The organism is Rossellomorea sp. GAMAL-10_SWC, from assembly GCF_049568075.1.
Lineage (GTDB): Bacteria > Bacillota > Bacilli > Bacillales > Bacillaceae_G > Gottfriedia.
In genome coordinates this window covers 3659551-3675627 of sequence record NZ_CP144911.1, presented here as the reverse complement: position 1 = coordinate 3675627, position 16077 = coordinate 3659551, and the positions used below count along the sequence as shown (strand labels likewise).

The window sequence follows — 16077 nt, the reverse complement described above, 5'->3', positions numbered from 1 at the left end:
TCATATGACATTTTAACACTAGTGAGTTTGACAAAGAAAGCAGTATGATGCTGGTATTGAACAGAGAGGAGTGATGGACCTTATGAAATTAAGATTCATCCAGAATGGTTATTTTTTATTGCTAACTTTCGTTACAGGACTGTTTTATTTTTGTTTTTATCTAGTAGCTCTGCTATTGAGTTTCACCCTTTCATTTACCGTAGTCGGGATTCCACTAGTTATACGCGTACTTCAGACTACCACAACCTTTATCCAATTCGAGCGCATACAAACGAAAATTTACACTGATATTTCGACAGACTCTTACAATAGAAGTGTAACAACGGATACATCGGACTGGGCTCAAGTGAAATTGGGGCTTACGAATCGTCGCACCTGGTCTGCTGTCTTTTGGTTAATGCAGAAATTTGTGATTGGAATTTTCAGTCTCATAAGTGCAGTCATTTTATATGTAATGCCACTTATGTTTCTATTGGCACCACTACTGTATCGATCCATCGACATGAATATTTTTTTCATGCAGATCGATACTTTTGCCAAGTCACTCCTTGTAATGTCTGTGGGTATAGCGTCTGCCGCTATAAGTATTAAATTAGTAGATGGTTTGGCAAAAAAAATTGGAGGTTATACACGCAATATGATACGGCAGCTAAATCGATAGAAGTTTGCAGTCTAAATTAAAAGTATAAAAATGCGATAAAGATTATTCTATAATATAGGAAATAAGAAGGAAGGCTACTTAGGAGGTAAATGACTTGTTGAATATGGTTAAGTATTGGTTTTGGTATGATTGGATTATGTTAGGAATCCGTCTACTTGTTAGTATGTCTATCATCCTAGCAACTTTAAATTTTCAGGATGGTTTAACATTACCACTTTGGATTATTATTCCTTGGGAGGTTGTTGCCTTCTCTATTCCATGGGTAGCCTTACTGTTCAATTACAAATATTACTTGTTCACAGAAATATTGCTATATGGCGGACTATGTATCTATTTAACTTCTTTATTTCCAGAAGCTTACAATACATTTCTAATATCGGTGTTTCTTATCGCAGCAAACAGTAAGCATTTATCCTATTATTGGACAGCTCCAACAACAATTTTTATAATAACTGGAATTTTCTATGCGGTTGCACTAAGTAATAGCTATTGGATTATGGTCACCTACTACGGATTTGCTTATGTAATGGGGTTCGCTTTTCATTTATTAATCGTCAATCATAAACAAAATGAAGCGATTTCTAAACAAAACGCTGTACTTGAGCAATATATGTCTCAGATCGAACGTATTACACTTGCAGAGGAACGAAGTAGGCTGTCGAGTGAGCTTCATGATACAGTTGGTCACGCTTATACCTCCATTATTTTGGGTATGGAAACGCTGCGTACCGAACTTGTTTCTGAAAAGGGTATAGAGAAGCTAGATTCTCTGATTGAAATGGGACGTAAAAGCATTGGGGACGTGAGAGGTTACCTACATCAAATGGATTCTCCGTGTCAATCGCTTTCCTTAATTCAATCTCTACAAAATCTTGGAGCTGAATTTCAAGAGTATGCTCGGGTGAATGTAAGCTTTCGAGCATTTGGAGAGGAATACGAACTGTCTCGGCAAGCGAGAATAGCATTCATCCGTTGCTTACAAGAGTCACTTACAAATGCAGTACGTCATGGTCAGGGAAATGAAATGATAGTTTCATTGCAGTTTGAACAACAATTTATTAGGTTGGAAGTGCAAGATAATGGTAAGGGAAATGTAGAATGGCAGGAAGGCTTCGGTATTAAAGCGATGAAAGAGCGAGTAATGAATTTGCAAGGTCAATTGTCTGTCTATACAAAGCCAGATGAAGGAATGCTTGTTACATGTACTATACCGCGACAAACTGAAATAAATGATGGACTGATTCGTTTGTTAATTGTCGACGATCAACCGTTTGTTCGGGAAAGTTTGAGGACGCTTCTCGAAAGATATGAAGATTTAAATGTAGTCGGTTTGGCTGAAGATGGCGAGCAAGCCATCAACTTATGCGGGCGCATTCAACCCGACATTGTACTAATGGACTTAGATATGCAGCACATGGATGGAGTCGAAGCAACCAAAAAGATTAAGCAACAATGGCCACATATCCGCGTATTAATTTTTACAACGTTTCAGGATACGGAACAGGCGTTGGACATCCTTCGTAATGGTGCGGATGGTTTTTTACTTAAATCTATTGAAACGTTGGAGCTAGCTAATGCGATCCGACTTATTCATAGAGGTGGGACCCTGATAGATCAGGGAATGTCTCACAAAATATTTGAAAAGTTTGATGCGCAAAATGAGACACCACAATCAAAAGCAACTGCTTATGAGCTAACAGCTAGAGAGGTAGAAATATTGAAGCTAGTAGCAAAGGGACTTCGTTACAATACAATCGCATCAAGGTTATATTTATCGAATGGAACGGTCAGAAACTATGCTTCCACGGCTTATACAAAGTTAGGAGTGCGTAACAAGGAAGAAGCTGTCCAGATGGCTCAAGAAATCGGAATTATTGAATGAGAAAAATGTTTGTTGTTTCTTTAGAGCTAAGCGAAAAGACGACTTAAGACAAAATTAAGAGGATTGAGTCCTGTATAATACAGGATTCAATCCTTTCAAGGTTTGTACCAATTTTTTCATCTTAACGTATCATAACTGAAAGATTGTCTAAATTAGGCAGTCTTTTTTTAGTTCTAAAAAAATCCTAAAATACAAGTCTGTTAAATTTCAGTACATGTATATCAAAATATAAAAAGCATTAGCCTTCTCTTCTTCTTAATATAATAAAAGTATCCTATGATAAAAATTTCCTGAAATGGAGTGAATTTTATGCTTGAAGTAAAAGGGCTGGCTTCTTATTCACCTTTAGGGCATTTGAATGAGTTTCGGAAAGATCCAATATTTTTTTTAAGTGAACTTTATAGAAATCATGAAACGATTGTCTCATTTCGATTTGCTCATCGTAAAATGAATTTGCTATTAGAGCCGGATTTAATAAAAGAGGTATTAGTAACTAAGCAGCATTCCTTCCATAAATCAAAGCCATTTCAAGAGATGAAAACCTTGCTCGGTGAGGGATTGTTAACGAGTGAAGATGAAGTACATATGAGACAGCGGCGTTTGATTCAGCCATCATTTACGAAGCATCATATCCAATCCTATGCAAAGGATATGACATTGCTCACGGAAGAGTTTATTAGTTCTTGGAAGGATGGGGAAGAGCGTCTCATTAGTAGAGATATGATGGAGCTGACATTAGCTATTATTGCAAAAACAATGTTTAGTATGGATTTGAATCAAGGACATGATCGTGTTGGGAAGCACTTTGACATTATTATGGATATTGCAACTAAGCGAATTCGATCTGTTTTAAAAGCTCCACTCAAACTGAATACACCAAAAAATAAATCTTTAACAGAGGCTATTAAGGCAATTGATAAGGTGTTATATGAAATGATTGAAAAAAGAAATAGCTCAGAATCAAAAGAAGATTTACTAGGACTATTAATGCAAGCGAGGGATGAAGAGTCTAATGAAGGTATGACGAATCAACAATTAAGGGATGAAGCAATGACGATTTTCCTGGCAGGTCATGAAACGACAGCGAATGCATTATCTTGGTGCTTATATCTTTTATCTCAGCATCCCGACAAAGCTAAATTATTATATGAAGAAGTAGATCGTGTTCTAGGCAAAAGACGAGCAGATTATCATTCTATGAAAGATTTAATCTATACTCAGCAAATTATTTGGGAAAGTATACGCCTCTATCCTCCTGCGTGGCTTATTAGCAGAAAAGCTGTAGAAGATGTTAGCATTGGCGATTACAAAATTCAAAAAGGTGAGACAGTCATGATGAGTTCTTATATCATGCAGCATTCTGAAAAGTATTTCTCACATGCAGAAGAATTTCTTCCAGAGCGGTTTAAGAATGGAAAGGTTGAAGGTGTTCCTGAATATGCGTATTTTCCTTTTGGTGGTGGGCCACGTGTTTGTATCGGAAATCATTTTGCAATTATGGAAGCTACTTTAGTATTAGCAACGATTGTTCAGCATTATACGATTGATCTAGCTCCTAATCATCACAAAGTCGAGACAGAACCACTGATCACACTACGTCCGAAAGATGGTTTGCGTATGATTGTAAAAAAGAGAAAATGAGCGGGATTTAATGTACACACTTAGGCAAGTGACTTTTCCAGGAGTTATTTCATAGAATATAGCATTCTCTTTACAGTATGTATGTTTGAAGGGGGTTATATTTTTTGGAAAGAACAAAACTTACTGGACGGATTGTTACACCAAATGATGCGGCTTATGAACAGGCTAGAACAAATAATACTTTAAATAATCCAAAATTCCCTAAAATAATTGTATTTTGTCAAAACAAACGAGATGTATTAAATGCTTTGAATTGGGTGAAGGAAAATAATATGCCATTTAGAGTAAGAAGTGGCAGGCATAACTATGAAAATTTTTCACTAGTAGATGGTGGTCTTGTGATCGATGTTAGTGAGATGAATACAGTTAGTGTAGATTGCAAAAGCATGACTGCAAAAATACAAGCCGGGGCTGATTTAGGGAAAGTATATAATATACTATGGGAAAATGGTACGACAATCCCAGCAGGTACTGAAAGTAGTGTTGGCCTGGTCGGTCTTACACTTGGCGGAGGTATCGGGATGCTGTCGCGCTTGTATGGTCTTACATGTGATAATCTGCTTGAAGTAGAAATAGTTGTATCAAATGGGCATGGGAAAGCTAAACTGATTAAAGCAAATAAGAACAAGAATAGTGATCTTTTTTGGGCTTGCTGTGGCGGTGGAGGCGGAAATTTTGGCATTGTCACGGCGCTTAAATTTAAAGTACACCCAATTTCAACTGTTTCGATCTTCTCGATTATTTGGGAGTGGGAAGACTTTGAAGCCGCTTTTGATGCTTGGCAAAATTGGGCAATTAACACGGATTTTAAGCTAACTTCAGAAATCGAACTAAAATCTAGGGAGGTCAATCAAATTATTGCTCAAGGGGAATTTGTAGGTCCAGTAGCAAAGCTGAACGAACTGTTACGGCCATTAACAGAAACTGGTTCACCTATAAAAGTAATGGTAAAGGAAGTGCCTTATATAGAAGCTGTTCATTTTTTTGATGATCCAAGTGGTAATATTCCAGCTCTTAAAAAGAGATCAGGATCATTTCTAAATAAAACTTTTCCAAAGAGAGCAATCTTAATTATGAAAAGTTTTCTAGAAAATACACCAAATGGAAAATCAAGTATTTGGCACCAATCCCTTGGAGGAGCAGTAAAGCGGATTAGCCCAGATGAAACTGCCTACTATTACAGGGATGCTGTTATCGCTCAAGAGTATCTTGCTAATTGGAGTAAACCTGAAGAAGAACGAAAAAACAATCAATGGGTCGAAGAGTTAAGGAATTCTTTATCAAGATACACTACTGGTGACTACGTAAATTGGCCTGATCGCTTTATTAGAAATTGGCCAACCGCATATTATGGTGGGAATTTAAATCGTCTTAGAGTTGTGAAACGAGAATATGATCCATTCAATCTATTTAAATTTCCCCAAAGTATTCCGCCTTTTATTAGTTGGTTTTAAAGTGGGAAATTCAAAAAATAGTAGTGAAAAACCGATCGATTGAATTTCCAAATTGATCGGTTTTTCCATAACTAAGATTTCTAACAAATGGTTCTTATTGCTCCGATTTACTACTTTTATTGCCTCTTATAAAGACAAAGTAATTACCGAGTATTGAAAATAATAGCAGTGCAAAACCGAAAATAACAATTTGATAGTTTTTATCTAAGTAACCAAAATAACAACACACGATCGTCACAGGTAAAATCATTATAATGATGCAAAACTTAAGTACAAAATTAGGGACATCCATCTAGTCTTCACCTTACTTAGTATTTTTTCATTTAGTTTTTCTCAGTTAAAATTCTTTATTCAAACTAATTTTTTACAGTACTATTAAATTGAACATCCTATCGAAAAATGAAATTTGAATTTATGACTCATACTAGTTAAGAAATAGAACAATAAAATAGAAGGTGTAAATATGATTGAGAATGATAAGCAAATTGTAGGAGAAAAGGCAGCAGAATTTGTAAAAGATGGAATGGTAGTTGGATTAGGTACGGGATCTACAGTTTTATATACGATAAAAAAGCTTGGGCAATTAGTTCGGGAAGGACTGAATATAAAGGGTATTCCAACCTCCATACAAACTGAAAAGCTTGCTAAAGAGGTGGGGATCCAACTCGTAAACTTTAGTAAAATTGAACAGATTGATCTAGCAATTGATGGTGCCGATGAAATTAATCCAAACTTTGAGTTAATTAAAGGTGGGGGAGGCGCACTATTAAGAGAGAAAATCATTGCGAAGGCAGCTAAAACATTTATAGTAGTTGCTGATCCAACTAAGATGGTAGAGAGATTAGGTAAGTTCCGACTTCCAGTAGAAGTTATTCCATTTGGTATGGAAATGACGATGAAACATATTAAAGCAATCGGTTTAAGTCCTGAACTTCGTTTAAATGGAGCGACTCCGTTTATTACGGATAATGGAAACTATATTTTTGACTGCAGTATACCTAATCATATTCAAACTCAAATCATAGAAAGAGAGCTCAATTTAATTCCAGGTGTGGTAGAAAATGGATTATTTGTTGGGTTAACTGATCTGGTTATCACCCTAGATAAAGATAAAAATGTAGATATATTAAGTAAATAGTGCAAAGTAAAATTTTGCTAGACGTAAAAAAGAGTGCATACTTGCCCGTTCCTTCTATTTATTCAATAATAATGGTAAGAGAAAAAGAGTTAATGGGAAGAGGGGGATTATATGCAATTAAGAGTTTCAGCGGTTCAATATCATCTTCACACAATAAACTCCTTTGAAGAGTTTGAAAAACAAGTAGAGCATTATATTAAGACAGCAGAGGAATTTGAAGCTGAATTTATCATTTTTCCTGAATTTTTTACAACACAGCTTATGTCAATTGGTAATGAAAAAGGTGAGGCTTTAACGATTCAAGATTTACCAAACTTTACAGAGCAATATCGTTCTTTATTTTTAAAGTTGGCAAAACAATACAATATGCACATTATTGGAGGAACGCATGTTATTAAAAAAGGCGATCGACTATATAATGTTGCACATTTGTTCTATCCAGATGGCCGAATTGGTGAGCAGGCAAAGCTACATATTACACCAACAGAGGTAAATGAGTGGAATATGAGTGCAGGTGACGGTTTAGAGGTTTTTGAGACAGAGAAAGGAACAATTGCAATGTTGACTTGCTATGACATTGAATTCCCAGAAATCGTTCGAATGGCAAAAGCTAAAGGCGCAGATGTCATTTTCTGTCCATCATGCACAGACGATCGCCATGGGTTCCACCGAGTTCGTTATACATGCCATGCAAGAGCAATTGAAAATCAAGTATATGTTGTAAATACTGGTACAATTGGTTCACTTCCAACTGTTGATTTTATGCGTGCAAATTTCGGTCAGGCAGTTGTAATTACTCCTAATGATATCCCATTTCCTCCAAAAGGAATTATGGTAGAAGGTGAAATGAATCAGGATATGATTGTTACAGCTGATCTTAATTTAGATTTATTATACAAAGTTCGGGAAAAAGGATCCGTTACAACATGGCGCGATCGACGTACAGACCTTTATCCAGATTGGTAAATTAATTCTTAAATAGAAAAGAGAGTTTTAGCACATGTATCGAAAGGAATTTTTTGTTTTCGACCAAGACAAACCAGTCCCAGTGGTAATCCGAAATTATAATGAGAATGATTTTACTGATTTAATCCGTATTCAACAAGAAAGCTTTCCACCACCATTCCCATCGGAACTATGGTGGAATGAGGAGCAACTTAAGAACCATGTAACTCTTTTTCCAGAGGGAGCGTTATGTATAGAAGTAAATGGTCAAATGGCGGGTTCGATGACAGGTCTACTAGTTCAGTTTGACCCTAGCCATCCTGACCATTCGTGGGAAGAGGTTACTGATCATGGTTATATTCGTAACCACAACCCAAACGGAAATACACTTTATGTCGTTGATATTGGCGTAAGACCGTCCTATCGAAAATTAGGTTTAGGCAAATGGTTAATGTTTTCTATGTATGATGTTGTTGTACATCTTGGTTTGGAAAGATTGCTTGGTGGAGGTAGGATGCCAGGATATCATAAAGAGGCGGATAACATGTCATCCGAGCAATACATAGATGCTGTAATAAAAGGGGAGCTAAAGGATCCAGTTATTAGTTTTTTACTTCGATGTGGTCGTACCCCGGTTAAAGTAGTAGCGAATTATTTAGAGGACGAAGAATCATGCAATTATGGGACTCTAATGGAATGGAAAAATCCATTTAAACATTCTAATTAAAGGGAGAGAAAGAAAATGGAATATAAAAGAATAACAAATATCAATGACCCATTATTTAAACAAATGCATCAATTAATGCAAGATGTATTTCCTCCAGAAGAAGTATTAGAATTTGATCTTTGGAAAGAACCTTTGGAGGATCCAGGAATTCGTGTTTTTGTTGCTGTCCATGAAGATAGAGTAGTAGGGGCTACAGAATACCGCTATTATGACGATTTTAATGTTGCCATGACAGACTTTACAATAATTGGCCAAGCTGGTTTGGGAATCGGCCCATATTTGGCACAAAATAGATTAGTAGATTTACAGACATTAGCAACTGAAAATAATAAAACGTTATCAGGTATGTTTGCTGAAATTTACGATCCATATCAAGTAGAACACCATGAGTTTGGCGGCGTTAAACCTATGAATCCATATGTTCGCAGGGAAGTATTAGCTCACCTAGGTTATAAGCGTCTGGATTTTGAATATATTCATCCATCATGGAACAATGACGGTGAAGCGGTAACAGGTCTAGATCTTTGTTTCCTTCCAATGGATGGGGAGATGAATGAGCTTCAATCAGACTTGATTGTAAAGTTTCTACAGCGTTATTATACAGTGTTATCAAATAAACCAGAGTCTTGGTATGAAATGATTGAAAACTTAGAAGAGAAAGAAAAAGTCGCATTAGTCTACTTTTAAGTGAACATAAAAAAAGCTTTTCGATAAAGACTTCGAGAAGCTTTTTTATATTCGATCTAATTAAACTAAAAAAGTTTTCGAACACTTTAAATTGAGAATTTACCATATTTTTAGTCTGCTTGTTTTTGTTTTTCCTCTTTTTTATTGCTCACTTTAGTAGTATATGATTTTGGCTTATCAGATCCATTTATAAGTTTATAAATATAGTCTGTTGTTAGTTTATAGCTGTCTTCTAGTTTAGTCGTGATATAGCTTGCTCGTTCAAAAATAATCGAACGTAAATTGTTGAGCTGGTGATAGATTCTATCCATCATTGCTTCTTGAGTATCAAGACGATCTAAAACCCCATGTTGAAATTCCTCTTGCTGTAATAATCCATGAGCTACTTCATTTTGTTTTTCAATTAGCTTATCTAGTTGTAATGAGAGAGCTTGGTTATCAGTTTCACTTTTTTCCAAGCGTTTTGCCAATTCTGTATAAGCTTCATTTAAACTAATCATTTGGGTAATTAATGATTGTTTTTCCAGACTTTCATTTGCGTCTGATGTATTTAACCGCTGAATCATGATTCTTTCAAATTGCTCACGCTCACGGTTACTACCTATGAGACTATTTATTTGATTTTTAACATGATTCCACTGATTTGTTTGCAATTCTTCTAATTGCTCATATCGTGGCTTTAATTCAGAGAGTGATTTTTCCAGGCTCATGTTATTTTTTTGTTGTTCTTCCATTAGTTCAGCTAAGTAATTATGCCGAACAAGTCCTTGATTCGGTGTTTGTATTGTTTCACTATTTTTAAAGACATCAGGGTGTTCATTCTTATTAATAAATAATCCCACTACTATTTCTCCCTCTCTCTATTTTTTTACTAATATTTTATGTTCAAGTACAGATGGGGGAACTTGGGTATGTTTAGTTGGGCTATTGTGTAGCTGAAAAACAACGATTTGTTAGGAAATTTGAAGAGTGAAATGGTCTGTCTTTTCCATATAATAAATTTTAGTAAAAGAGTATTTTTAGTAAATATGAAGTGGGAACTTAGACTCATTTTAGCAATTTATCTCTTACTAAATTAATATGATAAACCCAAGGATAAAGAACAGAACAATGGTCTTTAAACGGTTTAGAAAATATTATCTGAAAATTAAGTGAATTCATATCACCAGCCTATTTTCTTTGAATAGTATGATGTAAGGTGGTGATAACTATGGATTTAGGCTTCGGACTTGCGGATTGGATGCTATATACTATTTGGGCAGTTACTGGATTAATGATTCTTGATTTTGTAATAGCATTTATCCGGTCATTCTGGAAAGGTTCATTCGATACATCTTTTATTCTAGGATATTTAAAGGATATTCTATACTTCATTTTTCCACTGAAGTTTTTAATAACAATGTTTGGACTTGATCCTACAGGATGGATTTTAATAACATTTTATTTCATTGCTGGAATCGCAATCGTTATTAAGTATTTGAAAGACATATTTAGTAAATTTCAATAAATATTGAAGCCCTCATTTAATGGGGGCTTTTTAGTTTGAAATCAAATTTTTTGGACTTTTTAAACAAACTAAAATGGCTATGATAGAGAGATTTTTTATTTTATTTAAATACACAAATTTATTTAGTTTTTGCATACATATATTTCTAGGCACCAATGGGCTAATTTTTTCATAGAATATTCAAAAAATTCCCTAGAAGGAAGTAATGTTTATGACAAAATATCAATGGGTTAAATGGCGAAGAGTATTAATTTGGTTAGCTGTTATTGTTTTTATTGGTGTTGTGCTTACTAAAGGGGGGCCAACATACTGGAGTGTAGCAATATCGATTGTTAGTCTTTTATTTCAGTTCGCTGTTATGATTTTCATGGCGATCATCCAATTTGTAGCAATTTTCTGGTTTCTAGCCAGAGGTCGTACTTATTGGATTTTACCTGGTGAGACTGGATCAACGTGGGATGATTATCGTGGAAACCCTGAGATTGTTGAAAATGCAAAACGAATCGTAACACTATTAAAAGGTGTTAAAACGTTTAAAGAGATGGGAGGAGAGGCAATTCGTGGATTGCTGCTTTGTGGTCCTCCTGGTACAGGGAAATCTTATCTTGCACAGGTTATTGCGAATGAGGCCCAAGTACCTTTTGCTTATGCCTCGGCTCCAAGTTTTCAAAACATGTTCTTTGGTGTAGGGAATTTGAAAGTAATGGGAATTTACAAAAAGGCTAGAAAGTTAGCTAATATTTACGGAGCGTGTATCATTTTTATCGATGAAGTCGACGCAATTGGTATGTCTCGTCAAGGAGGAGGAGCTGGTGGTGGTGGATTGTTCGGTATGGGAATGGGTTCTGGATTATTGAATGAGCTATTACTACAAATGGATCCTCCAAACATTGATAGTTCTAAAATAGCAAAATTTCTTCGCTCACTCGGGTTACGTAAAAAGAAAGCAGAGCGCCCCGCAGTTCTGACGATTGCAGCTACTAATTTACCTGATGTACTTGATCAAGCATTATTACGACCAGGGCGTTTTGACCGAAAACTTTGGGTAGATTCTCCTGATTATGATGGACGTATTGATGTTTTCCAATATTATCTAAAAAAGGTGAGAATCGATTCATCTTTAACACCAGAGCGAGCTGCACTTGATACGATTGGATATAGTCCAGCACAAATTAAACATATAGTGAATGAATCTGTCGTAATTGCTCATCAGCGAGGTGCTGATGTTGCAAATTACACTGACTTCCGAGATGCAATGGAAACGTATGAGTGGGGACTTAAGCAGCCACTTAGATCCATGAGTGAAGATGAGAAGAGAAATGTAGCGTATCATGAAGCAGGTCACGCAGTAGCTCAATATTTGTTAAAGCCACATGATCGAGTATGGAAGGTAACCATTATTCGTAGGGGTGACGCACTTGGTCTGGCTGCGACTAAGCCAACAACAGAAAGATATAATCGAAGCGACAGCGAAATACTTGCAGCAATCCAAGTTTGTTTGGCAGCAAGAGCAGTAGAAGAAGAGTTTCTCCACAAGAAATTAAACGGTGTCACATCTGATCTGCAACAAGCAACCCTACTTGGTGGTGCATATTTAGGTTTAGTCGGAATGGGCGATGAGTTATTCAGCTGGAATGCATTAGGCTCACAAGCAGAAGGACTTAGAGCACTACGACCAAAAATTAACCTTCTTCTAAAGGACCAAATGAGCCAAGTAAAAAAACTTGTTACTGAACACGCCGATTTTGTACACTCAATCGCACAAGAGCTACTAAAAAGAGGCGACTTAACAGGGGAAGAAATAGAAGATATTTACGAAAGCATTTATGCACGTACGCGTCCTGAACCACCTACTGTAAAGATTGGTTCTATTTATGAGAAAAATATTCAAGGATTGCTTAAGGATTTTGATAAATTACATGAAAGCGATCAGAACTAGCTGAAACAATTGTGCTTCATTGATTATATATAAAGAAAATCCACAAGGTAATTACTTTGTGGATTTTTTTCAATTGTAATCACATCATTTTGAGAAATTGTGAACAAATCTAGAATAATGATTTAATTTCATCTTTCCTTCACATTATTGAAACCAATTAATTGAGTATCTGAAATATAATAAAAGTCTAATACATACCAAAGGGTAAATCTAACTTTTTTAAGGAGAATGTTATTGAAATATAAGACAATTTATTAGTTATTTCTATTATTTTTTTTAGTATTTGTTTTTTTATAAGTGCAAAATTAATTTCTAATTCATTGGATAGTATTACAAGAAATCAACAAATTGAAATGAATTATAAAGATTTAACTCGTAATTCGCAATTAATTAATGAAGTAGATTTACAAGTGTATTTAGGTCTCACAGAAAGTGAACTAACTTCATTTATAAATCAATATAAAAATAGCAAAAATCCAATGCCTATCATTAAAATTGAGGGTAAACCATATTACTCTATAAAAGCAATTGATATTTGGTTACAAAATATTGGTCAAAAATAAATAAAAAGAGCAACTCATGATGAGTTGCTCCTTTTTTGTAATTTAAGCAAAGTTCATGAAGTGTTCGCCATACGAAGGAATTCTCAAAAGACATACTGAATATCAAAAGATATCCCCCACTATTAAAAGTATCTTTTTAAAACAAATAGCATATTGATTAACAAATAATACAACACACTTGCAATAACAGTTAGGAGAGTGAGTAATGAATAGTCTATCAAAGCAAATAGGAAACGCAAATACAATCGATGATGTAATTGAACAGTTAGATGAAATTATTTCAATGAGCAATCAAACAAAAAGCAAACTAGGATATTTTGCTTCTTTATATCGCTTGGTAACAATTAAAGTGAAAGTTGGAATTTTAAATAATCAGTTCGAAGACGGAGCAAGAATGGAAAGTTTGGATGTGAACTTTGCAAATTTCTATTTAAAAGCACTTAAAAGCTATTTAAAAGGTGAGCCTTTAAGTCTCAGTTGGAATTTAGCATTTCGTCACGCAGAAAACCGACAATCTATTTTGCTACAGCATTTATTGTTAGGCATTAATGCACATATTAATTTGGATTTAGGAGTAGCTGCTGCGAAGGTATGCCAAGGCTCAGATATTTTATCACTTTACAATGACTTTATGAAAATAAATAGTATTTTGGCATCTTTAGTGGATGAGGTGAGGGATGACATGGATCGAATTTCACCTTGGATTGGTTTTTTAGATCATGTTGACCCAAAAGCTTCAAAGGCAATCATAAACTTTAGTCTAGAGAAGTCTCGAAATTACGCATGGGATTTTGCGAAAAAGCTTGCTGCATCTAATGAAAGTGAGTGGGAAGGGCTGATTAAAGTGCATGATCATGAGGTCGAATCGATTGGCAACATGGTCGCACGGCCAAGTAGTTGGATGCTGAAGGCTGGTTTATGGGCAATTCGTTTTCGAGAATCCAAAAATATTGAAAGAAACTTAGATCTTTTAAATCATAATCGATTTGAAACAACTTTAACTGGTGATATTCAATTGTAAGTTCAAAGTGAGTAAGCAGATTGGACAACTAAAAATTTTCAAGCAACACTGTATATTAGAGTGTTGATTTACTATTTAAAAATTAAAACTTCTACTGTAGTATATTATATAATTGTAAAGATTCAGGATTAAAAGGTTAACGATAGGTGAGAAAAAAATGATACATACATATTTAAATGAAACAATCAGTTTTAATATAAAGTATAAAAAGCGGAAATCGATGGGTATTTATATAGATGCTTATGGAAACGTTGAGGTTCAGGCTCCTAAAGATACACCAGACAAAAGTGTCATTGAAGTTTTAGAGGCTAATTGGGAGTTGGTTATTCAAAAATCAAATGAAATGAAGGAGCGACTACGTGGTCCAAAAGAACGGACTTATGAATTTGGTGAGACATTTCTTTATTTAGGGAATTCATATCCTATACAAATTTCACACGATGAAAGTATTCAACAAGATCAGGTAGTTTTTGAAGGAAATAGGCTAAATATTATTGTAAAACAATTAGAGGATGAACGAATAAAACAAGCACTTAAAAGGTTTTATTACCATCAAATTAAAGCAATAGTTGAAAAGAGTATTCAGAAGTATCAAAGTAATTTTAAAGTAAAGCCGTCATCAATTCGTATTACTGATAGTAAAACAAACTGGGGGACTTGTGATTCAAAAAGGCAACTAACTTTTAATTGGAAACTAGCAATGGCACCTCAAAAGGTGATTGACTATGTTGTTGTCCATGAAATGTGCCATATGGTTCATATGAATCACGACAGGTCCTTTTGGCGACTTGTCGGTAAAATTATTCCAGAATATAAGGAAAGAGAGAATTGGTTAGCGTTATCTAGTTGGAAAATGACAGTTTAGTTAGACTGCCCGCCAAACGCTCGCTTTCTTCGTTACTTCGCCTGTCTGCGGTGCTCACTACCGTCTAAGGTAATTCCGCTCCTCACCAGACTTCGTGCCTCGAAAGACAAGCGCTTGCAATCAGTCTGAAAATCAAATTTAATGTAGTTTGTAGACAAACTAAAATGGGAACGACATTGGTCGTCCCATTTTTTATTTTTTGTAAAAAAAGTCTGCTAATTCCTTGCTTTTAAGTCTTCTATTTTTACGGATTTTAGCGCGTTCTTCTCCACCTTGATATAAGAATTTTTCTTCCTCAGTTTCGGGAACGATTTGTGGAACTTTAACTAAATTTCCATCTTGATCCAAGGCAACAAAAGTTAAAAAGGCAGTTGCTGCGATTTTCTCTTCACCCGTTTTTAAATTTTCTGCAGTTACTTTAACGAATACTTCAAACGATGAGGTACCAGTCCAAGTTACATAACTTTCGAATGCAACCGAATCTTTCATCGTGATTGGGTGAAGAAAGTCAACTGAATCAGTTGAAGCAGTTACGATTGAAGATCGGCAGAATTTCATTGCTGAAATACTTCCGATAATATCTAAGTCATTCATTAATTTTCCACCAAACAAAGTGTTATGACTATTTACATCATTGGGAAGAACTAAATTTGTTCTAATGACTCTTGTTTCATTACAAGTTACCATGTGATTTCTCCATTCTTTAATATCTATAAATTGTACACTATTTAATAAAGAAATTAGCATACTTAATTAAAAAAATTATATGAACAAACTTTTCATTGAAGGATATTTATGTATAAGGAATTCTTGTAGTTGTTTTTAAACATCCCGTACTAAAAATTTATATTTGTCAATGAAATTTGTAGGAAATAGTGCAAATTTAAATAAGTTTATTTCAGTCGTTTACATTGACTTTTACTTCTTAACTCGGTATATTTATATCTTGTTGAGACGGGATAAATACTACATATGGGTGTTAAAAAGAAAGAAAACACCTATATATCGATATATGGTAAAATCGATATAATCTTTTGCGAGGAGGAA

The 16077-nt window shown here is 34.9% G+C and carries 15 protein-coding genes; 13 read left to right on the top strand and 2 right to left on the bottom strand.

What is annotated here, in order from left to right; genetic code table 11:
• The first annotated feature begins 82 nt into the window (after positions 1-82).
• From V5E38_RS18160 to V5E38_RS18125, 8 genes are all read left to right on the top strand, one after another.
• On the top strand, positions 83-661 hold the full coding sequence (locus V5E38_RS18160) for a sensor domain-containing protein (RefSeq protein WP_499211008.1): 579 nt from the start codon (positions 83-85) through the stop codon (positions 659-661).
• A 94-nt stretch (positions 662-755) separates the two neighbouring features.
• The gene (locus tag V5E38_RS18155; RefSeq protein WP_499211007.1) at positions 756-2543 is read left to right on the top strand and encodes a response regulator; all 1788 of its coding nucleotides are present in this window, start codon (positions 756-758) and stop codon (positions 2541-2543) included.
• Positions 2544-2852: 309 nt separating this feature from the next.
• Complete coding sequence (locus V5E38_RS18150; protein WP_499211006.1) at positions 2853-4184, top strand: cytochrome P450; 1332 nt, start codon at positions 2853-2855, stop codon at positions 4182-4184.
• A gap of 104 nt (positions 4185-4288) precedes the next feature.
• A complete protein-coding gene (locus tag V5E38_RS18145; RefSeq protein ID WP_499211005.1) occupies positions 4289-5638 on the top strand; it encodes an FAD-binding oxidoreductase in 1350 nt (449 codons plus the stop codon).
• 463 nt (positions 5639-6101) lie between these two features.
• Positions 6102-6776, top strand: coding sequence for a ribose-5-phosphate isomerase A (gene rpiA / locus V5E38_RS18140; RefSeq protein ID WP_499211004.1), 675 nt, complete (start codon positions 6102-6104; stop codon positions 6774-6776).
• Positions 6777-6887: 111 nt separating this feature from the next.
• Complete coding sequence (locus tag V5E38_RS18135) at positions 6888-7742, top strand: carbon-nitrogen hydrolase family protein (protein ID WP_335484259.1); 855 nt, start codon at positions 6888-6890, stop codon at positions 7740-7742.
• Between the two features lie 34 nt (positions 7743-7776).
• Positions 7777-8448 carry a GNAT family N-acetyltransferase gene (locus V5E38_RS18130; protein WP_499211003.1) on the top strand — a complete coding sequence of 224 codons (672 nt, stop codon included), beginning with the start codon at positions 7777-7779 and terminating at the stop codon, positions 8446-8448.
• A gap of 15 nt (positions 8449-8463) precedes the next feature.
• Complete coding sequence (locus V5E38_RS18125; RefSeq protein WP_499211002.1) at positions 8464-9135, top strand: GNAT family N-acetyltransferase; 672 nt, start codon at positions 8464-8466, stop codon at positions 9133-9135.
• Between the two features lie 110 nt (positions 9136-9245).
• On the opposite strand, the gene V5E38_RS18120 is transcribed toward V5E38_RS18125, so the two are convergent.
• On the bottom strand, positions 9246-9977 hold the full coding sequence (locus V5E38_RS18120; protein WP_499211001.1) for a hypothetical protein: 732 nt from the start codon (positions 9975-9977) through the stop codon (positions 9246-9248).
• Between the two features lie 368 nt (positions 9978-10345).
• On the opposite strand from V5E38_RS18120, the gene V5E38_RS18115 reads away from it, so the two are divergent.
• From V5E38_RS18115 to V5E38_RS18095, 5 genes are all read left to right on the top strand, one after another.
• The gene (locus V5E38_RS18115; RefSeq protein WP_069035332.1) at positions 10346-10642 is read left to right on the top strand and encodes a hypothetical protein; all 297 of its coding nucleotides are present in this window, start codon (positions 10346-10348) and stop codon (positions 10640-10642) included.
• Between the two features lie 211 nt (positions 10643-10853).
• On the top strand, positions 10854-12581 hold the full coding sequence (locus V5E38_RS18110) for an FtsH/Yme1/Tma family ATP-dependent metallopeptidase (RefSeq protein ID WP_499211000.1): 1728 nt from the start codon (positions 10854-10856) through the stop codon (positions 12579-12581).
• 320 nt (positions 12582-12901) lie between these two features.
• Positions 12902-13144, top strand: a complete 243-nt coding sequence (locus V5E38_RS18105; RefSeq protein ID WP_499210999.1) for a hypothetical protein — start codon at positions 12902-12904, stop codon at positions 13142-13144.
• Between the two features lie 205 nt (positions 13145-13349).
• A complete protein-coding gene (locus V5E38_RS18100; protein ID WP_499210998.1) occupies positions 13350-14165 on the top strand; it encodes a DUF5995 family protein in 816 nt (271 codons plus the stop codon).
• 157 nt (positions 14166-14322) lie between these two features.
• A complete protein-coding gene (locus V5E38_RS18095; protein WP_499210997.1) occupies positions 14323-15030 on the top strand; it encodes a M48 family metallopeptidase in 708 nt (235 codons plus the stop codon).
• A 192-nt stretch (positions 15031-15222) separates the two neighbouring features.
• Here V5E38_RS18095 and V5E38_RS18090 read toward each other — a convergent pair whose 3' ends face one another.
• Positions 15223-15717, bottom strand: coding sequence for an acyl-CoA thioesterase (locus tag V5E38_RS18090; RefSeq protein ID WP_056468078.1), 495 nt, complete (start codon positions 15715-15717; stop codon positions 15223-15225).
• Positions 15718-16077: the final 360 nt, after the last annotated feature.